Source organism: Streptomyces sp. NPDC041784 (assembly GCF_055591025.1).
Genome location: NZ_JBVJAB010000008.1, coordinates 180,270 through 198,418 on the forward strand (window position 1 = coordinate 180,270; position 18,149 = coordinate 198,418).

At 71.8% G+C, this 18,149-nt stretch carries 20 protein-coding genes and 6 tRNA genes; 9 read left to right on the plus strand and 17 right to left on the minus strand.

Going from position 1 to position 18,149, the window contains the following annotated elements; translation table 11 throughout:
- Positions 1-7 precede the first annotated feature (7 nt).
- From ACZ6D7_RS19395 to ACZ6D7_RS19420, 6 genes are all read right to left on the minus strand, one after another.
- Complete coding sequence (locus tag ACZ6D7_RS19395) at positions 8-604, minus strand: hypothetical protein (RefSeq protein ID WP_469491851.1); 597 nt, start codon at positions 602-604, stop codon at positions 8-10.
- A 12-nt stretch (positions 605-616) separates the two neighbouring features.
- Positions 617-1,516 (minus strand): carbohydrate ABC transporter permease, encoded by a 900-nt coding sequence (locus ACZ6D7_RS19400; protein ID WP_469491853.1) that lies wholly within the window; start codon positions 1,514-1,516, stop codon positions 617-619.
- Positions 1,513-2,469, minus strand: coding sequence for a carbohydrate ABC transporter permease (locus tag ACZ6D7_RS19405; protein WP_469491855.1), 957 nt, complete (start codon positions 2,467-2,469; stop codon positions 1,513-1,515). Before ACZ6D7_RS19405 ends, ACZ6D7_RS19400 begins: the two co-directional genes overlap by 4 nt.
- 34 nt (positions 2,470-2,503) lie before the next feature.
- Complete coding sequence (locus tag ACZ6D7_RS19410; RefSeq protein ID WP_469491857.1) at positions 2,504-3,790, minus strand: ABC transporter substrate-binding protein; 1,287 nt, start codon at positions 3,788-3,790, stop codon at positions 2,504-2,506.
- Positions 3,791-4,615: 825 nt separating this feature from the next.
- Positions 4,616-4,687, minus strand: a tRNA-Val gene (locus ACZ6D7_RS19415).
- 78 nt (positions 4,688-4,765) lie between these two features.
- Positions 4,766-5,224: a TIGR02611 family protein gene (locus ACZ6D7_RS19420; protein WP_469491859.1), complete on the minus strand. Its 459-nt coding sequence runs from the start codon at positions 5,222-5,224 to the stop codon at positions 4,766-4,768.
- 191 nt (positions 5,225-5,415) lie between these two features.
- Here ACZ6D7_RS19420 and ACZ6D7_RS19425 point away from each other — a divergent pair, with 191 nt between their 5' ends.
- Positions 5,416-5,829, plus strand: a complete 414-nt coding sequence (locus tag ACZ6D7_RS19425) for an SsgA family sporulation/cell division regulator (protein ID WP_004002642.1) — start codon at positions 5,416-5,418, stop codon at positions 5,827-5,829.
- Positions 5,830-6,197: 368 nt separating this feature from the next.
- Positions 6,198-6,758, plus strand: a complete 561-nt coding sequence (locus tag ACZ6D7_RS19430) for a CGNR zinc finger domain-containing protein (protein WP_469491861.1) — start codon at positions 6,198-6,200, stop codon at positions 6,756-6,758.
- Positions 6,759-6,843: 85 nt separating this feature from the next.
- On the opposite strand, the gene ACZ6D7_RS19435 is transcribed toward ACZ6D7_RS19430, so the two are convergent.
- The gene (locus ACZ6D7_RS19435) at positions 6,844-6,996 is read right to left on the minus strand and encodes a hypothetical protein (RefSeq protein WP_020138043.1); all 153 of its coding nucleotides are present in this window, start codon (positions 6,994-6,996) and stop codon (positions 6,844-6,846) included.
- Positions 6,997-7,150: 154 nt separating this feature from the next.
- Positions 7,151-7,597: a hypothetical protein gene (locus tag ACZ6D7_RS19440; protein WP_469492206.1), complete on the minus strand. Its 447-nt coding sequence runs from the start codon at positions 7,595-7,597 to the stop codon at positions 7,151-7,153.
- A gap of 236 nt (positions 7,598-7,833) precedes the next feature.
- Between ACZ6D7_RS19440 and ACZ6D7_RS19445 the strand changes: the two genes are divergently transcribed.
- Positions 7,834-8,415, plus strand: coding sequence for a DsbA family protein (locus tag ACZ6D7_RS19445; RefSeq protein WP_469491864.1), 582 nt, complete (start codon positions 7,834-7,836; stop codon positions 8,413-8,415).
- 7 nt (positions 8,416-8,422) lie between these two features.
- Here the strand turns inward: ACZ6D7_RS19445 and ACZ6D7_RS19450 are convergent, their stop codons facing one another.
- The 3 genes from ACZ6D7_RS19450 to ACZ6D7_RS19460 form a co-directional block, all read right to left on the minus strand.
- Complete coding sequence (locus ACZ6D7_RS19450) at positions 8,423-9,247, minus strand: GNAT family N-acetyltransferase (RefSeq protein ID WP_469491867.1); 825 nt, start codon at positions 9,245-9,247, stop codon at positions 8,423-8,425.
- A 117-nt stretch (positions 9,248-9,364) separates the two neighbouring features.
- Positions 9,365-10,186 carry an aminotransferase class IV gene (locus ACZ6D7_RS19455; RefSeq protein WP_469491870.1) on the minus strand — a complete coding sequence of 274 codons (822 nt, stop codon included), beginning with the start codon at positions 10,184-10,186 and terminating at the stop codon, positions 9,365-9,367.
- An 11-nt stretch (positions 10,187-10,197) separates the two neighbouring features.
- On the minus strand, positions 10,198-11,340 hold the full coding sequence (locus ACZ6D7_RS19460; RefSeq protein ID WP_469491873.1) for a chorismate-binding protein: 1,143 nt from the start codon (positions 11,338-11,340) through the stop codon (positions 10,198-10,200).
- Positions 11,341-11,540: 200 nt separating this feature from the next.
- Between ACZ6D7_RS19460 and ACZ6D7_RS19465 the strand changes: the two genes are divergently transcribed.
- The 5 genes from ACZ6D7_RS19465 to ACZ6D7_RS19485 all read left to right on the plus strand — a co-directional run bounded on the left by ACZ6D7_RS19465 (position 11,541) and on the right by ACZ6D7_RS19485 (position 12,000).
- Positions 11,541-11,613, plus strand: a tRNA-Gly gene (locus ACZ6D7_RS19465).
- A 38-nt stretch (positions 11,614-11,651) separates the two neighbouring features.
- Positions 11,652-11,725, plus strand: a tRNA-Cys gene (locus ACZ6D7_RS19470).
- A 1-nt stretch (position 11,726) separates the two neighbouring features.
- A tRNA-Val gene (locus ACZ6D7_RS19475) sits at positions 11,727-11,798 on the plus strand.
- Between the two features lie 24 nt (positions 11,799-11,822).
- A tRNA-Val gene (locus tag ACZ6D7_RS19480) sits at positions 11,823-11,894 on the plus strand.
- A 34-nt stretch (positions 11,895-11,928) separates the two neighbouring features.
- A tRNA-Val gene (locus tag ACZ6D7_RS19485) sits at positions 11,929-12,000 on the plus strand.
- Between the two features lie 53 nt (positions 12,001-12,053).
- Here the strand turns inward: ACZ6D7_RS19485 and ACZ6D7_RS19490 are convergent.
- The 4 genes from ACZ6D7_RS19490 to ACZ6D7_RS19505 all read right to left on the minus strand — a co-directional run bounded on the left by ACZ6D7_RS19490 (position 12,054) and on the right by ACZ6D7_RS19505 (position 14,268).
- On the minus strand, positions 12,054-12,356 hold the full coding sequence (locus ACZ6D7_RS19490) for a TFIIB-type zinc ribbon-containing protein (protein WP_469491875.1): 303 nt from the start codon (positions 12,354-12,356) through the stop codon (positions 12,054-12,056).
- 81 nt (positions 12,357-12,437) lie between these two features.
- Positions 12,438-13,379, minus strand: coding sequence for a phosphotransferase family protein (locus ACZ6D7_RS19495; RefSeq protein ID WP_469491877.1), 942 nt, complete (start codon positions 13,377-13,379; stop codon positions 12,438-12,440).
- A gap of 288 nt (positions 13,380-13,667) precedes the next feature.
- The gene (locus ACZ6D7_RS19500) at positions 13,668-13,865 is read right to left on the minus strand and encodes a hypothetical protein (protein ID WP_469491879.1); all 198 of its coding nucleotides are present in this window, start codon (positions 13,863-13,865) and stop codon (positions 13,668-13,670) included.
- Positions 13,866-14,061: 196 nt separating this feature from the next.
- Positions 14,062-14,268, minus strand: a complete 207-nt coding sequence (locus ACZ6D7_RS19505; RefSeq protein WP_469491883.1) for a hypothetical protein — start codon at positions 14,266-14,268, stop codon at positions 14,062-14,064.
- Positions 14,269-14,464: 196 nt separating this feature from the next.
- Between ACZ6D7_RS19505 and ACZ6D7_RS19510 the strand changes: the two genes are divergently transcribed.
- Complete coding sequence (locus tag ACZ6D7_RS19510) at positions 14,465-15,892, plus strand: serine/threonine-protein kinase (protein WP_469492208.1); 1,428 nt, start codon at positions 14,465-14,467, stop codon at positions 15,890-15,892.
- Positions 15,893-16,021: 129 nt separating this feature from the next.
- On the opposite strand, the gene ACZ6D7_RS19515 is transcribed toward ACZ6D7_RS19510, so the two are convergent.
- Entirely contained in the window at positions 16,022-16,840 is an 819-nt protein-coding gene (locus tag ACZ6D7_RS19515) for a TrmH family RNA methyltransferase (protein ID WP_469491885.1), read from the minus strand.
- 64 nt (positions 16,841-16,904) lie between these two features.
- Positions 16,905-18,137, minus strand: coding sequence for a uroporphyrinogen-III C-methyltransferase (gene cobA, locus ACZ6D7_RS19520; protein ID WP_469491887.1), 1,233 nt, complete (start codon positions 18,135-18,137; stop codon positions 16,905-16,907).
- Between the last annotated feature and the right edge of the window lie 12 nt (positions 18,138-18,149).

The following is an 18,149-nucleotide window of genomic DNA, read 5'->3' on the forward strand; positions in this document are numbered from 1 at the left end:
CCGCGGCTCAGCGGTGCCGGTGGCGCTCCTCCACGGCCACGGCCGCCGCCGCGACGGCGCCGAGCACGGGGACCGCGAGCGGTGCGATCACCCAGCCGGACAGGACCACCACGGCCGGCCCGGCGATGAGCAGGAACGATCCGGCAGGGTCGAGCACGGTACGGCGGCCCGCCTGCGCGAGCAGGGAGCGCCAGGAGTCGCCGGGCGTCCAGACCGCCGCCGCGCGCAGCCCGGCGACCGCGAGACCGATCAGCGTGAGGAGTCCGACGGCCCCGACCAGCGGCCCGCCGGGGATCCCGGCCCGCGCGGCCTGGACGTCCACCCAGACCGCGGCCAGCGCCGCCCACCCGGCGAGCCCGACGACCCACCCGCCGCGCACGGCGCGGCGGAAGTCGGCGACGAACTCCCGCCATCCCCCGCCCTCATGCCCCGTGCGTCGGCGCAGATGCCGGGCGCCGGCGGCGAAGGCGGCCGGATAAGTGACCACGCCGAGCGAGGCCACCGCGATCCAGACCCCGGTGAGCAGACACTCGGCGAACACCCCGAAGCGTTCGGCGAGGACGGATTCCTTACGGGTCCGGGGTTTCACACGCACGTCGGCCATGGAGGAACCGCCTCAGCCCTTCAGTCCGGAGGTCGCCATACCGTCGATGAGGTACCGCTGGAAGGCGAGGAAGAACAGCAGCACCGGAAGCAGCGCCACCAGCGACATGGCGATCAGTCCGCCGTAGTTGGCGGCTACGCCGTCGGAGTCACGGAACATCGTCAGGCCCAGGGAGACGGTGTACTTGCCGGGCTCGTTGAGGTAGATCAGCGGGCCCATGAAGTCGTTCCAGGCGTTGATGAAGGTGAAGATCGCGCTGGTGATGAGCGCCGGCCGGCACAGCGGCAGCACGATCGACCAGTAGATCCGCAGATGGCCGCACCCGTCGATGCGCGCCGCCTCGTCCAGTTCCCGGGGCAGGTTGCGCATGAACTGCACCATGAGGAAGACGAAGAACGCCTCGGTGGCGAGGTACTTCCCGATCAGCAGCGGGATGTAGGTGTTGATCAGCTCCAGCTTCTGGAACATCACGTACTGCGGGATGAGCAGCACGTGGTACGGCAGCAGCAGGGTGCCGATCATCAGCGAGAAGAGCAGGTTCCGGCCCGCGAACCTGATCTTGGCGAAGGCGTACGCGGTCAGCGAGCAGGAGACCAGGATGCCGGCGACCGAGCCGAGCGCGTAGAACAGGGAGTTCTGGAAGAACGTCCAGATCGTGATGTCGGCGATGCCGTCGGCCAGGCCCTTGAAGTTGTCGAGGATGGGGCTGGTCGGAAACAGGTCGAGGCTGTTGATGATGTCCTTGCTCGGCTTGAACGAGGCGCCGATGACCCACAGGACCGGGTAGAGCACGACCGCGAGGACCAGCAGCGAGCCGAGGTGCCAGGCGAGCGAGCCGGCGCGCTTGCGCCCGAGGCCGCCGAGCGCCTTGCGGTCCGCGGGGGTGACGGTGGTGGACGTGGTGGCGCTCATCGGGCGTCCTCCTCGTAGTGCACCCACTTCTTCTGCGACCAGAAGAGGACGGCCGTCACCAGGGCCACGGCCAGCAGCAGCATCCAGGCCATCGCCGAGGCGAAGCCCATCTGCGCGTTCTTGAAGCCCTGCTGGTACAGGTAGCAGGTGTAGACGAGCGTGGCGTCGGCCGGGCCGCAGTAGGTGTTGGAGACGACGTAGGCCGAGCCGAAGATCTGGAAGGAGTGGATGGTCTCCAGCAGTACGTTGAAGAAGAGCACCGGGGAAATCATCGGGAGCGTGATGCTCCAGAACCGGCGCAGCGGCCCGGCGCCGTCCATCTCGGCCGCCTCGTACAGCTCCCTCGGCACTTGTTTGAGGCCGGCCAGGAAGATGACCATGGGCGCGCCGAACTGCCAGACGGTGAGCGCTACCAGGCAGTAGAGGATCCAGTCGGGGTTGCCGACCCAGCCGCCGACATGGACACCGAAGACCGACAGCGTGCGATCGACGACGGCGTCGTCGGAGAACAGCGACCGCCAGACGAAGGCGACCGAGACGCTCGCGCCGATCAGCGAGGGGGCGTAGAAGGCGGCCCGGTAGAAGGCCTGGCCGCGGCGGCTCTGGGCGAGCAGCAGGGCGACGCCGAAGGCCAGCAGCAGTTTCAGCGGGGTGCCGATGACGACGTACTTCGCCGTCACCTCCACCGACTTCTGCCAGCGGGGATCGTCGAACATCTTGGTGAAGTTGTCGAGGCCGATCCAGCGGGGGCTGTTGAAGAGGTTGTAGTCGGTGAAGGCGAAATAGAGGGAGGCGGCCATGGGGCCCGCGGTCAGCAGCACGAAGCCGGCGATCCACGGGGACATGAAGAGATAACCGGCGAGGTTCTCCCGGCGCCCCCGCCGCCGACCGGCGGCGGGGGCTGCGGAACGGGCCTTGCGGGTGGCGGGCGGAGATTCCTTGACGAGCGTCACAGTTGGTTCCCCATCAGGCATCAGACGTCAGGCATCACGCCTGGAAAGCGGCGTCGGACTCGTCGAAGAACTGCTTCACCGCGTCGGAGACCTTGACCTTGCCCAGGCTCATGTCACCGCCGATGCGCAGGAAGGCGGCCTCGACGGTGTCGGCGCCGGACGGGTGCGGGGTGATCGCGCCGAGGACGCCGGACTTCGCGGTGTCCTCCTCGTACTGGGCGATCTCCTTGGCCACCGCGTCGGTCGGCGTGAACGCCTCGTACTGCTCGGTGCTGGCGAGGATGCCCCGGTCGTAGCCCATGATCTTGCCGACCTCGGGGTCGTGGACCATGAAGTCGATGAACTGGGCGACCTCCTTGGGGTGCGAGGTGCGCGCGGAGGCGCTGAGCATCAGGGAGGCGAGGTACTGACCGGTGTCCTTGCCGTCCATGGTGGGGATCGGGGCGAGGCCGTACTCGCTGTCGCCCTCGGCGGTGTAGCGGACGGTGAAGTTGTCCCAGGTGAACTCCGCGGCGGCGTGGCCGGCGGAGAGCGAGGACTTGGGGCGGTCCTGGGCGACGATCTTCGGGTCGGTGATGACCCCGGCCTTGGTGAGGTTGTACCCGTCCTGCCACCACTCCGTCAGATCGGCCTTGTCGAAGCCGAGTCCCTCCTCGGTGAAGAACGCCTTTCCGTTCTGGCGGAGGTACAGGTCGTAGAGGTACATGATGCTGAAGTAGCCGGTGTCCCCCGGGACCTTCGTCTTGTCGTGGATGGTCTTGAGCGCCTTGAAGTAGTCGTCCCAGGTCCAGCCCGGGGCGGCCTCGACGCCGGCCTTCGCGAAGGCCTTCTTGTCGATGACCAGCGCCATGGTGTTGGAGCCGACCGGGATGCCGAGCTGCTTGCCGTCGACCTCGCCGACCTTGGTGACGCCCTCGCGGAAGTTGTCCAGGCTCAGATTGCCCGCGTCCACCTGGGACTTGAGGTCGAGGAGGATGCCCCTCCTGTCGTACTTCCGAAGAAATCCGACGGCGTTCTGGAATACGTCCGGGGGATTTCCGCCGGCCGCCTGCGTCTGGAACTTCTCCCAGAATGCGACGTAGTCCTGAAAGTCCGTCTTCACCTTGATCTTCGGGTACTTCTTCTCGAAGAGCGCGATGGACTCGTTGATCCGCTTCGCCCGCTCCTCGGCTCCCCACCAGGCGTAACGGATCGTCACCGTCCCGTCCCCGGAACCGCTGTCGCCCCCGCACCCCGTGGTCGCGGCCAGCCCGAGCGTGGCCGCCGTCGCCCCGGCCACCTTCAGGATCGTTCGCCTCTCAACATTCCTGCTGGTTCCCACAGTCGGGCCCTCCCCGCAGCGTCGTCGCTGATTGCATGAATCGTTTCAAGAAAGCGCTTGCTGGCACAAGGTACGAGGGGGTTGAGGGAGCGTCAATGATTCGGACAGGAATTTCTTGTGGGGCGAGCGCGGGAGGAGGCGGGCTCGCGGAGGGGGTTTGACGGGGTGAGAGGCGTGAAGTGGCTGGTGAGAGGGGTGCATTCGGGGGATCGGACGGGAGGGTGGGGGGTGCGGGGGTGGGGAGGGCGGCGGGAATTCGCCTGGGTGAGGTGGGCGAGGCGGGGTGACGTGAGGTGGGGAGGCCAGGTGGGTGAGGTGGGTGGAGGGGGTCACGCATGAGGGCATGTGGGCGTCGTGTGCGCGTGGGGAGGTGAGGGCGGGGCGCGGGGCGCGGGACGTGGGCGTGGAGTGGGGGCGCGAGGGTGCGGGCGGGGCGTGGGTGAGGCGCAGGTGGGGTGGGCGGTGCACGGGCAGGGCGCGGGCTGGGCGCGAAGGTGCGGGTGAGGCGCGGGCCCGGCTGTGAGCGCCGGGGTGAGCGGGGCTGCGGGCGCCGGGGGTGAGCGGGGCTGCGGCGTAGCGTCGGTCTCGGCGCCGGCCTGGACGTCGGCGCCGGTCTGGACGTCGGCGTCGGCGCCGGCCTAGACGTCGGCGTCGGCGCCGGTCTGGGCGTCGACCTCGACGTGCGCGCTGGTGCGGATGCCGAGGTCAGCTGCGGCTTCGGCGTCGCCGTCTGCCGCGCACACGGCGACGGTCAGTAACCTCCGAAGAGGGCCGCATACGACGATGGCCCGTCTGCGATGTCGCAGACGGGCCATCATCCCGGGGTGGGCGATACTGGGTTCGAACCAGTGACCTCTTCGGTGTGAACGAAGCGCTCTCCCACTGAGCTAATCGCCCGGGCGCACGGAGAACATTACCCCATGTCAGGGGGTGCCTGTGACCATCACCGGACGGCCCCGGCACCCCCGTCGCGGATCACTGGTCCTTGATGTTCCAGGGCATCTCCAGCCCGAACTTCCACAGGTAGAACCCCAGCAGCGCGCCGATGATCACCAGACCGATCGAGGTCAGGATGATGTTGCGCCGACGCACCTTCGGGTCGAGGGCGCGCTGGGCCGCCTCGGTGACCTTGCGCTTGGTCCAGCGCAGCACCAGCTGGGCCCAGACGAACTCGGTCGCCCAGATCGCCATACCGCCGAAGATCACGACCCAGCCGGGTCCCGGCAGCGGCAGCATGACGATGCCGGCGCCCACCACCGCGAGGCCGATCACGAAGACGCCGACCTGCCAGCTCAGATGCAGCACGCGGCGTGCCTTGACGAACTCCGGCGCCCACGAGCCGAGCCCCTGCTCGGACCGTTTCTCCGCCGCTCCGCCCGTGTCCGTCCTGTCCACCATGGCTACCTCGCCAGGCTCGTTACTCCCCGTATTCATACAGCCAGACCTTACCCGAGAGATTCCGATCACCGGAATGGTGGTACTTCGCGAACGTGCCCTCGGCCGGAAGAGTTACGTAAAGACACGCAAAACACTCAGAGGGGTTTACAACGGCACCGTAGGTGGCATGTCGATTTCGCCGACGTGCGAATCCCCGAGCGCACACTGAGCGAAAGGCCCTGGCGCTTATGAACACCACGGTCAGCTGCGAGCTGCACCTGCGCCTCGTTGTGTCGAGCGAGTCCTCCCTGCCTGTCCCCGCAGGCCTGCGGTACGACACGGCCGACCCCTACGCCGTGCACGCCACCTTCCACACCGGAGCCGAGGAAACCGTCGAGTGGGTGTTCGCCCGTGACCTCCTCGCGGAGGGCCTGCACCGGCCCACGGGAACCGGCGACGTCCGCGTCTGGCCGTCGCGCAGCCACGGTCAGGGCGTCGTCTGCATCGCCCTGAGTTCTCCCGAGGGCGAGGCCCTGCTCGAGGCCCCGGCGCGGGCCCTGGAGTCCTTCCTGAAGCGGACGGACGCTGCCGTGCCTCCCGGCACGGAACACCGGCATTTCGATCTCGATCAAGAGCTCTCGCACATCCTGGCGGAAAGCTAGGGCGAGGCTCACCACGAGCCGCCCGGCGCCGTCCACTCGGGGAGACGGCTCGGGCCACGACAACCGCATACGGTATGCGCCGACGCCGCACCACGGACCACCGTGGTGCGGCGTCGGCGTGCGTGGGGCCCGGCGGGGGCCGCCCGAGGAGGCGGGTGAAGCGGGCAGGTCGCCGAGCTGGGTGCACGGAGCCGGGTCGGCTTGGCATGCTGGGGGTACGGAGCCTCCCCCCGGTGGCCGGTCATGAAGGCGGCAGCCGCGTGCGGGCTCCGGGCAACGGCTGCCCCCGTGGCTTGCGGGCTCGGGGCGGCTACCATCGGCCAGCATCGGCGGGCGCCCGCCCGACCCCCCAGGCCAGGGAGCGAAACGTGCTGATCACCCACGACACCCGGTGTGCGCTCGATGCCGTGGTGGATCTGGTGAACACCGCGCCGGAGGACGAGACGACCCCGGACGCGCTGCCGGATGTCGCCACCCTCGCGGAGTTCGTACGAAAGCACGACATCAGTGACGTGGGCGTGCTCTCCGAGTTCGACCTGTCCGCCGTGCGCAAGATCCGGGGACGGTTCGCCGGGATCTTCGCGGCGTCGGACCCCCGGACCGCGGCCGGGCTGATCAACGAGCTGGTCGCCGCCGCGGGCACCACGCCCCGGCTCACCGATCACGACGGCTACGACTGGCATGTGCACTACTTCGCGCCCGGCGCCTCCATCGCGGACCACCTGGCGGCCGACTGCGGGATGGCGCTGGCCTTCTTCGTGGTGGCCGGGGAGCAGGAGCGCCTGCGGCGCTGTGAGGCCCCGGACTGCCGGCGTGCCTTCGTCGACCTCTCCCGCAACCGTTCGCGCCGGTACTGCGACAGCCGCACCTGCGGCAACCGTCTCCATGTGGCCGCCTACCGGGCGCGCCGCAAGGAGGCCGCGGGCTGAGGCCCGCCACAGGGGTCCCGGCCCCTCTCCGCCGCTCGATGCCGACGCGGCCCCGGCGGGTGACGCCGGGGACCGCGGGTACGGCTCAGAGCAGCAGCAGATCGTGCAGCGCAGCCATGAGCAGCAGACACCCGATCACCGCAAGAAAGATCATCAGCGGTGGCTGGGAAAGGGCGAAGAGGCATCCGCGCGGCTCGTCCTGAGGTGGCGCGGCGTCGCTCTGTGTCGTGTCCAGCATCTCGCGGGCGATGATGACGCAGGCCAGGCACCCCGCGCGATCAACACGCCCGGAATGAGCGGGAGTTCGCCGAATTCCGTGATGTCGGTTTCAGGCGATGATCACTTCCGCGCGCGCGGGGGTCGACTGTGTCGTTTCAACCGCGTCGCGGGCGTCATATGCCGTGCTTCTTGAGGATGGCCTCGATGTCGCTGAAGTCGTCGGAGCCGCCCTGCGTGCGCGGCGCGGCGGCGGGGCGGGCCGCCGGGCGGGAGCCCTGGCCCAGGGAGGGTGCCGAAGAGGTCGGGGCCACCTCGCCGGAGCGCGCGGCGCGTGCCGCCTCCTTGCGGTCCTTGCGGGTGACGCCGCGACGGCGCTCCACCGCGCGCGTGGTCGCGAAGAGGGCCCAGGCCGCGCCGAGCACACCGAAGCCGGCCCAGGCGGTGGGGCTGAAGGCCGTGTCGGCGAGCCATTCGACGACCCCGGTCATGACCAGGCCGAGGGGCACCAGGGAGTAGGCCGCGATCCGGGCGGCCGAGAGGTAGCGCTTGCGGTACGCGGTGACCGCCGCGATGCCCAGGCCTGCCGCGGCGGCGGCGGAACAGACGGTCTCGGCAATCATCCGGTCCTCCAGGCGGGCACGTACGGGTGGTGGCCAGGCGGCTCGGCGCTCCGGCGGGCGGGCGCCTCGTCCCTTCCATCCTGCACCCCCACCCCGCTCCCGGGCCATGCTCCGGCCGGACATCAGGGACATCTCCGGGTCACCTCCTCCGCAGGTGCCGGTCACCGCGGACCGGGCGGCCCGGGTCGGGGTCGCCTCGGGGTACGGGCCGTCCCGCATGCTGGGAGACTGGGAGCATGAGTGAGTCCTCCCCGGCGTCCGCCGCCTCCGACGCCACGTCCGCCCCCACCCCCGACGCCGCGTCCGATCCGGCGTCCGCCCGCCCCGCCGTCGTCCTGGACGTCTGGTGCGAGCTCCAGTGCCCGGACTGCCGCCATGCCCTGGACGACCTGCGCGCGCTGCGCGAGCGCTACGGCGACCGGCTGGAGCTGCGGCTGCGGCACTTCCCGCTGGAGAAGCACAAGCACTCCTTCGCCGGCGCGCAGGCCGCCGAGGAAGCCCTGGAGCAGGGCAAGGGGTGGCCGTACGTCGAGGCCGTGCTGGGCCGGGTCGAGGAGCTGGACCGTAAGGGCGAACCCTTCCTGGTCGAGGTGGCCGGCGAACTCGGGCTCGACGCCGAGGAGTTCGACACCGCGCTGATCGACGGCCGGCACATCCTGATCGTGGACGCCGACCAGGCGGAGGGCAAGGCGATCGGGGTCACCGGAACCCCGACGTACGTCATCGGCGGCGAGCGCCTCGACGGCGGCAAGAGCCAGGAAGGGCTGCGCGAGCGCGTCGAGGAGATCGCCGACCGGCTGCTGGCCGAACAGGGCTGAGCCGGGTTCAGAGCAGGTTCTTGTACATCGTGTAGCTGACCGGCACGTACCCCAGCGACGCGTAGAGCCGCTCGGCCGGCGCGTTGTCCGTGAAGACGTTCAGGCCGATCACGCGCATGCCGGCGGCGACGGCCTGGGCCTCGGCCAGCAGCATCAGGGAGCGGCCGTGCCCCCGGCCCCGATGGGTCGCGTCGGCCTCGACGTCGTACACATAGGCCCGCTCCCCCTCGACGCCCAGCCAGAGGGTGCCGACCCGGGTGTCCTCGTGTTCCAGGACGCTGATCAGCATGTGCTCGGTGGCGAGGCCGTCGGGCAGGATCTTTTCGGTGTCCTGTGCGGCCTTGGTACGGGCCTCGGCCTCGGGGACACCGCGGGTGATCCAGCTCTGGGCGTACTCCTCGATGCCGTGCTGCCGCCACGGCCCGTACTCGGCCTCGGTCAGAGGTCTGGCCCGGCTGCCCGGGGGCAGTTCGGGCGCGACCGTGGCCAGGGCCTTCAACATGCCGCGGCTGCGGTGGACGTACCCGAGGGCCGTGGCGAGGCGCAGGGCGTGCGCCGCGTCGGCGGGGACCCGGATCTCGATCGTGCGGCAGCCCCAGCCGCGCGCCACCTCCTCGGCGGCGAGCGCGGCCACCGTGCCCCGGCCCCGGCCGCGGTCCGGTTCCTCGATGCGCAGGTCGTCGATCCGGGCGACGGCCGGCCCGAAGTCGGGGTGGGTCGAGAGGCGTATCGCGCCGACGGGACGGCTGTTCACGCACACCTGGTAGTGGCGCGACAGCGCTCCGCCGGCGGCACGCTGAAGCGGCTCGGTGGGCCGCAGAGTCGTGGTCATCAGGGGGTTTCTACCCGCCGTGGGCACCGAAGTCAGCCTGTTTTCCCCGTCGGCCGCCCGCCCGCCCGGGGAACCGGCCGGGGATCTGGCCGGCCGGGGTTCTGGCCTACCCGGGATTTAGGGGTCGAGGTCGTCGCCCGCGCGTTCGTCGAAGATCCGCATCGCCTTGGCGGTCACCGGGCCCGGGGTGCCGGGCAGTTCGCGGGCGTCGACGCGGTGCGCGGCCTGGACGTCCCGCAGCGTGGAGGTGAGGAAGACCTCGTCGGCCCGCTCCAGCACGTCCAGCGGCAGGTCGGTCTCCTTGGCGCCGGTCCACTCGACGGTCAGCTCACGGGTGATGCCCGCGAGGCAGCCGGAGGCGATCGGCGGGGTGTGGATCTCGCCGTCCAGGACGACGAAGACGTTCGACCCGGTGCCCTCGCAGAGCCGCCCGGCCGTGTTGGGGAACAGCGCCTCGGTGGCGCCGTGTTGGTGGGCGCGGGCCAGGGCGACGACGTTCTCGGCGTACGAGGTGGTCTTCAGGCCGGTGAGGGCGCCGTGCTCGTTGCGGGTCCAGGGGACGGTGACGACGGCCGTGGAGTCGGGGCGGCGGGTGATCCCGCCGAGGGCGACGACGAGGGTCGGGCCCTGGTCTCCGCGGTCCGAGCCGAGCGGGCCGTGGCCGCCGGTGTAGGTGATCCGCAGCCGGCCGAGCGGCACCGGGTTGGCCTCGAGGACGGCGGCGCAGGCGCGGCGGACCTCGTCGAGGTCGGGGTCGGGCAGGCCGAGGCCGTGCGCGGAGCGGGCCAGCCGGGCGAGGTGGCGGGTGAGCGCGAACGTCCTGCCGTCCACCGCCTTCACCGTTTCGAAGACGCCGTCGCCCACGGTCAGTCCGTGGTCGAAGACGGAGACGCGGGCGGACTCGATGTCCTGCAGTCCGCCGTCGAGCCAAAGCTTCACTGGTCTCTCCCTCACCTGTCCGTACCGGGGGCGTCGCGTCGGCCGGGGGTGCGGCGCGCGCTGGAGGCGTTCTCGGACTCGGCGTCCCCCGGGCCGGCATCGCACCCGAGGGGCTGTTCGTTCACCTCGTACGCCCCCGACGCTACCGCGAGCAGCCGGGAGGCCTTCAGCTCGGTCTCCGCCCACTCCGCCTCGGGGTCGGATCCCCAGGTGATGCCGGCGCCGGTGCCGAAGCGGAGCACGGCCGCGCCCGCGACGGTCCGGTCGATCCAGAAGGTGCGGATGCCGACGGCCAGCTCGGCCGTGCCCCGGTCGGCGTCGACCCAGCCGATGCCTCCGCAGTAGGGGCCGCGCGGCGCGGTCTCCAGGGCCTCGATGATCCTGAGTGCGCTGGACTTGGGGGCGCCGGTGACCGAGCCGGGCGGGAAGGCGGCGTCGAGCAGTTCGGGCCAGCCGACACCGGCGCGCAGTTCGCCGCGGACGGTCGAGACGAGGTGGACCAGGCCCGGGTGCTTCTCGACGGCGCACAGGTCGGGGACGGTCACGCTGCCCGTGGCGCAGACGCGTCCGATGTCGTTGCGGACCAGGTCCACGATCATCACGTTCTCGGCGTAGTCCTTGTCGAGGAGGTCCGCCTCGGTGCGCCCGGTGCCCTTGATCGGCCCGGACTCGACGACCCGGCCGGCGCGGCGCAGGAACAGTTCGGGGGAGGCGGTGGCGATCTCGACGCCGCATCCGGGGAGGCGGATCGTTCCTGCATAGGGTGCCGGGTTGCCGCGCGCCAGCAGGGCGGTCAGGGCGTCCACGTCGGCGCCGGGGCCGAGGGGCGCGGTCAGGACGCGGCAGAGGTTGGCCTGGTAGACCTCGCCGGCGGCGATGTGCTCGCGGATCCGGCGCACCCCGGCCGTGTACGTGGCGCGGTCGAGGGACGACGTCCAGTCACCGGCCGCCGGGCCCCGCCACTCCCCCGGCACGGGCGCGGGAACCGGCTCCTCACGGACGTCGGCGAAGCGGGCGCAGACCAGGCCGCCCTCGAAGTCCGCGGCGACGGCCCAGAAACCGGTGGAGTCCAGCGCCGCGGGATCGCTGGTGACATCGAGGAGGCCGGTGGCCGCGCGGGTGCCGAAACGGGCGAGAGGTGGGAGGTCGAGCACACTGTCGAGTCTATGGCGGGTGTCCGCGGGGTGGCCCGGGCATGTCCGTCGCGGGGCCCTGAGCAGGTCCGCTGTGGCCGCGCCGCGGCTGCGGGCGGGGGTGCAGGGCAGCACGCTGCACAAACGCGTTTTTGTGCTGGCCCAGGAATCCGCTAGAGTTCAACTCGTCGCCGGGACGCGAGAGCGAACCGAAACGACAGGCGGACGTAGCTCAGTTGGTAGAGCGCAACCTTGCCAAGGTTGAGGTCGCGAGTTCGAGCCTCGTCGTCCGCTCGAAGGAACTAGGGGATCTTCCCGAACCCCGCACTCCTGGTGGAGTGGCCGAGAGGCGAGGCAACGGCCTGCAAAGCCGTCTACACGGGTTCAAATCCCGTCTCCACCTCCAAGGACGATTAGCTCAGCGGGAGAGCGCTTCCCTGACACGGAAGAGGTCACTGGTTCAATCCCAGTATCGTCCACTGAAGCCCTGCGGCTTCGAACCCGCGCGATTAGCTCAGCGGGAGAGCGCTTCCCTGACACGGAAGAGGTCACTGGTTCAATCCCAGTATCGCGCACGCAGTGCCCATGATCTTCGGATCGTGGTCCCGAGGACGATTAGCTCAGCGGGAGAGCGCTTCCCTGACACGGAAGAGGTCACTGGTTCAATCCCAGTATCGTCCACACACCGGAGCCCCCGGCCGTCTCGTACGGCCGGGGGCTTCCTCGTGGTCCGGTCAGCTGGAGAACAGCATGCGACCGAAGCTCTTCTGGCGGTGGTGGCCGCCGTAGTGCCCACCGTGGTGACCGCCGTGGCCGGCCTGCGGGGCGCCCCAGGCGGGTGCGGCGGGCGCGGCCGGGTACGCCTGCGGGGCGGGCGGTGCCGGGGGCGCGGGCTGCGACCACTGGGACTCCAGGCGGGTCAGCGCCTCCAGCTCGCCGTAGTCGAGGAAGATCCCCCGGCAGTTGCTGCACTGTTCGATCTGGACGCCGTTGCGGTTGTAGGTGTGCATCGGGGCGTGACACTTCGGGCACTGCATGATTCGGGTCAACTCCTCGCCGGTCGGTCCTGTTTCGCGTACCGCCAGGACAGACTCTGTCCGGCTGCGGTCGGTTGCACCCTACGTCGTGGAGGTTCGTGCCAACTGTGGGGGGACCGAACCGATTCGGGAGCAGGCGTCCACCAAGGCCTGCTCGACCTCGTCCAGGGGGCGGTCCTGGGCGACCGCCTTCGCCGTGGCCCGGGCGGCGGTCTGGACCGTGAGGGCGCGGGCCGGGACGTCGAGGGCCGGCCAGGGGTCGCCGTCCACGGGGACGGCCGGGCCGCCGGCGGCGCGGTAGGCGTCCAGGAAGCGGGTCCACTCGTCGGGCGGGAGCAGGCCGCAGGCGTACCAGGCGGCGGGGCGGGCGAGGTCCCAGGCCGGGACGCCCACACCGAGGTCGTCGACGTCTATGAGACGCCAGGGACCGTCGGGGGCGGGGTGGCGGACGAGCTGGCCGAGATGGAGGTCGCCGTGGCAGAGGGTGGTGGTGTCGGGCATGGGGGCCTCGGCACGGGCCCAGGCGGGGAGGGTGTGCCAGGCGCGGACCACGGGCGCGGTGGCGGGATGGTGTGCGGCGGCCGCCCGGAGGCGGGCCATGGCCTGGGCCGCCTTGGCGGGGCCGCGCATCGGCGGCAGGGGTGGTCCGACGAGGGGGGTGCGGTGGAGGCGGGCGAGGAGGCAGGCGGCCTCCTCCCAAGGGGCCGCGTCCGGGTCGTCCGGGTCGACGGGCGTGCCGTACGGCCAGAACGTGACCAGGCGGCCGTGCAGGGTCACCGGCGTCGGGCCGAGCGGAGGGAGGAGGACGTCGGGGAGCCGGGCGGCGGCGGTGAGGCGGGGGGTGAGGTCGGCCGGGGGTGTGTTCGGGGCGTGGGCCTTCGCGACGGTGTCCGCGTGGCGTACGACGGTGGCGTCGGGGCGGTCGGCGAGGGTGGCCGCGCCGCAGGGGCAGGGGGTGCCGCCGGTGTGGGCCCGGGCTCGAGCGCGGGCGGCCAGCTCGGTGAGCAGGGGGGTGGTGGTCACGGGGCTCCCTCGGGCGGCGGGTCGTCCTGGGTGAGGGTACGGAGGTGAGGTCGCCGGGAGTGCCTGGTGTCCGGGGTCGGGCGTGGGATGCGCGGCCGGGTGCCATGGACGGTGCCGTGGACGGCGGGTGGGGCGAAGATCGTCGCGTGCCTGTTTTCGGGCAGAGCAATGCCGGCGCAGCTCCCCAGCTGCGCCGGCATTTGTGCCGTCCGCCGCACCCCCGTCCCCACGGGGTTTCATGGGTGGATGTCCCCGCCCGGACCGCTCTTCCGGGCCTGGGGTCGCCGCTCAGCGCCCCAGCATCTCGCCCACGGACGACGCCTGTGTGGCCACTGTCTCCCAGCCGTCGAAGACGACGAGGAGCAGGACCGCCAGGGGAAGGGCCATGATCGTCGCCACCAAGGGGTGGCGACGGCCCGTGTGGCGACTGCGGAGCGCTCTGCGCTCCTGGGTGCGGACGATCGTCCGCGGTGCCGTGTGGGCCATGGTCCCTCTCCTGACCGTTCAGTTGTCGTTGGCAGCGGCGGGTGCCTGACCTCGGGGGACGAGTGCTGCACCCGCCGCTTGACCTCAAATCTAGGCGCGCGGCGGGCGCCGGGCGTCATGCCCTCGTACCGATTGCCGGGCCTCCCGGAGGATGAGCCATGACCTGCGGCGTACTCCCCTGGGTGGAGACGGGGTCCTAGGTCTCGGGGTCTTCCCGGAGGGGGTGACCGGCCCCTCCCCCACTGCCCGGGGGCGCGGGGGATCCGAGCGTGACTTCGCTCACTTCCACCGTCTCCCGGCGGACCGCCGTCCCCACCCCGCGGCCCGCCCTGCCGGCCACCACCCGGTACGTCCGTGTCGTGTCGCCGGCGTACACGACCGTCACCACCCGGTCACCCCGCACCGATTCAATCCCCCTTCCCTGACAGGTGGTTGATGTCCCGGCGTCGCCAAGGGGCCTCTGTTCTCAACCTCTCTGACCACTCTTCAAGTCTCCCGCCCGGCACCGACAATCGATCGGGACGAGAGGGCGCGGCCTCTGCGCGCGAGCGGCCGTGGAAACGTAAGCTGTGCCACGTCACACGGACCGGGCAGCGGGGATGAACATGGCGATGATGCGCCTGAGGCGCGAGGACCCGCGCGTCGTCGGCTCGTTCAGGCTTCACCGACGGCTCGGCGCGGGCGGAATGGGCGTCGTCTACCTGGGCTCGGACAAGAAGGGGCAGCGGGTCGCGCTGAAGGTGATCCGGCCCGATCTGGCGGAGGACCAGGAGTTCCGGTCGCGCTTCGCGCGCGAGGTGTCGGCCGCCCGGCGGATCCGTGGCGGGTGCACGGCGCGCCTGGTGGCGGCGGACCTGGACGCCGACCGGCCGTGGTTCGCCACGCAGTACGTGCCCGGCCCGTCCCTGCACGACAAGGTCAACGACGAGGGGCCGCTCGGGGCCGCCGAGCTGGCCTCCATCGGGGCCGCGCTCTCGGAGGGACTCGTCGCCGTCCACGAGGCCGGGGTCGTGCACCGGGACCTGAAGCCGTCCAACATCCTGCTGTCCCCCAAGGGGCCGCGGATCATCGACTTCGGCATCGCCTGGGCCACGGGCGCCTCGACGCTGACGCATGTGGGCACCGCGGTCGGCTCCCCCGGGTTCCTCGCGCCGGAGCAGGTGCGGGGCGCCTTGGTCACCCCGGCCACGGACGTGTTCTCGCTCGGTGCCACGCTGGCGTACGCCTCGACGGCCGACTCGCCCTTCGGGCACGGCAGTTCCGAGGTGATGCTGTACCGCGTGGTGCACGAGGAGCCTCAGCTGCACGGCGTGCCCGACGCGCTCGCCCCGCTGATCCGGGCCTGTCTGGCCAAGGACCCCGAGGAGCGGCCGAGCACCCTCGACCTCTCGCTGCGGCTGAAGGAGATCGCGGCCCGCGAGGCCCAGGGGATGGCCGACGCCCGGCCGCCCGTGCCGCGGGCGAGCGAGGCGGACCGGCCGACGGGGCGGCTCGGCGAACCCGGCCACCCTGAGCGCACGCTGCGCCAGCCGGGCGGGCCGGGCACTCCCCCGCCGCGCAACGGCGTGCCGTCCTCGCGCGGCGCGGCTCCCTCTCGGGGTGGGGTTCCCTCCCGTGGCGGCAGCGCTTCGCGGGGCGGCAGTGCCTCTCGGGGTGGCAGTGCCTCCAGAGGTGGCGGCGGCAATCCGTCGTCGCGGTCCGGGAGCCGGCCGACGCCCTCGGGCCGCGCCACCCGTTCGGGCAGTGGCAGCCGTCCCGCGCCGCGCAGCGGGGCCGGTCGGCCGGGGCCGAGGACCACGGGAACCGGGCGGCGCCCCGCCAATCCGCGGCTGCTGCGGCAGCGGCTGTTCGTCTTCGTCGTCGTGACGCTGCTCGTGGCGCTCGGCATCGCCGTCGTCCAGGGCTGCCAGGGGCCGGCCCGGGGGCTCGGCGGCGACAACGGGGTCGTACGGGAGCAGCGGCACGGGCAGGAATACGTACGGCCGGAGCCGGGCAGTGCTCCGGGCGGCCTGCGGGCAGCGCTCTGAGGGGACCGGGCGGAGGGGCGGCCGGGGCCGGTTGCGCCCGGGGTGGTTCCCGGCGTGAGGACGGTTTCGCCCGGGGTGGTTCCCGCGTGAGAACGGTTTCGCCCGGGGTGGTCGCAGGAGTGCAGACGGTTACGCCAGGGGGCGGCCCGTGGCCACCGCGTAGAAGGCGACCGCGGCCGCCGCACCCACGTTGAGGGAATCGACGCCGTGGGACATGGGGATGCGGACCCATTCGTCGGCGGCGACCAGGGCCTGGGTGGAGAGGCCGTCGCCCTCCGCGCCGAGCATCAGGGCGACCCGGTCCATGGTGTGCGGGGCCGCCTCGTCGAGGGAGCGCGCCTTCTCGTCGGGGGTGAGGGCGAGGAGCGTGAAGCCGGCCTCGCGGACCGAGTCCAGGCCCTTGGGCCAGGTGTCGAGGCGGGCGTACGGAACCGAGAAGACCGCGCCCATCGAGACCTTCACGCTGCGGCGGTAGAGGGGGTCGGCGCAGTCCGGGGAGAGCAGGACGGCATCCATGCCGAGGGCCGCCGCCGAGCGGAAGATCGCGCCGATGTTCGTGTGGTCGTTGACCGACTCCATGATCACGACGCGGCGGGCGGTCTGGAGGAGTTCGGCGGCCGTCGGCAGCGGCTTGCGCTGCATCGACGCGAGCGCGCCGCGGTGCACGTGGTAGCCGGTGACCCGCTCGGCCAGGTCCGGGCTGACCGCGTACACCGGGGCCGGGAGTTCGTCGATGACGTCCCGCATGACGTCGACCCACTTCGCGGACAGCAGCATGGAACGCATCTCGTACCCGGCGTCCTTGGCCCGGCGGATGACCTTCTCGCCCTCCGCGATGAACAGGCCCTCGGCCGGCTCACGCCTGCGGCGCAGTTCGACGTCGGTCAGGCCCGTGTAGTCGCGCAGGCGGGGGTCATCGGGGTTCTCAACGGTGATGAGATCGGCCACAGGGTGATACTGCCTTGTCCTGGGTGCGGTGCCAACGGCTGGGGACGGGTTGCGTTACCCGCGGTTACTCGGAGGGGCGCGGGCCCACGTCCACGACGTCGCCGATGACGATGACCGCGGGCGGCCGGACCTCCTCGGCGCGGACGGTCTCGGCGACCGTCGCGAGGGTCGCGTCGACGCGGCGCTGCGCGGCGGTGGTGCCCTCCTGCACCAGGGCGACGGGGGTGTCGGCCGGCTTGCCGTGCGCGATCAGCGTCTCGGCGATCTTCCCGATCTTGTCGACGCCCATCAGGATCACCAGCGTGCCGGTGAGCTTCGCCAGCGACGGCCAGTCGACCAGCGAGCGCTCGTCGTCGGGGGCCACATGACCGCTGACGACCGTGAACTCGTGGGCGACACCGCGGTGGGTGACCGGGATACCGGCCGCGCCGGGGACCGAGATCGAGCTGGAGATGCCCGGGACGACCGTGCAGGGGATGCCGGCCTCCGCGAGCGCCTGGAGCTCCTCCATGCCGCGGCCGAAGACGTACGGGTCGCCGCCCTTCAGCCGGACGACCGACCTGCCCTGCCGGGCGTGCTCGATCAGCGCGTTGTTGATGGCCTCCTGGGCCATGAACCTGCCGTACGGGATCTTCGCCGCGTCGATCACTTCGACGTGCGGCGGGAGTTCGGCGAGGAGGTCGCGCGGGCCGAGGCGGTCGGCGATGACGACGTCCGCCTCGGCGAGCAGGCGGCGGCCGCGGACCGTGATCAGGTCCGGGTCGCCGGGGCCGCCGCCGACCAGGGCGACGCCCGGGGTGCGGGTGCGGTGGTGGGGGGCGACGAGGGTGCCGTCGCGCAGGCCCTCGACGACCGCGTCACGGATGGCGGCGGTGTGGCGGGGGTCGCGGCCCTTGGCGTCCGTGGTCAGTACGGCGATGGTGACGCCCTCGCTGTGGCCGGTGGCCGGGGTCCAGGCGGTCGCCCGGTCGGCGTCGTCGGAGCGCACGCACCAGACGCGGTGGCGCTCCGCCTCGGCCGAGGCCAGGGCGTTCGCCTCGGGGTCGCTGGTGGCGATGAGGGCGTACCAGGCGTCCGCGAGGTCGCCCTCGGCGTAGGGGCGCCGTGTCCAGGTGATCTCGCCCGTGTCCGCCATGGCCTCCACGGACGGGGTCGCCTCGGGGGACACGAGGTGGATGTCGGCGCCCGCCGCGATCAGCGCGGGGAGGCGGCGCTGGGCGACCTGGCCGCCGCCGAGGACGACGACCCGGCGGCCGGTGAGACGGAGGCCTACGGGGTAGGCGGGGTGTTCGGCCATGAGGTGCGGCTC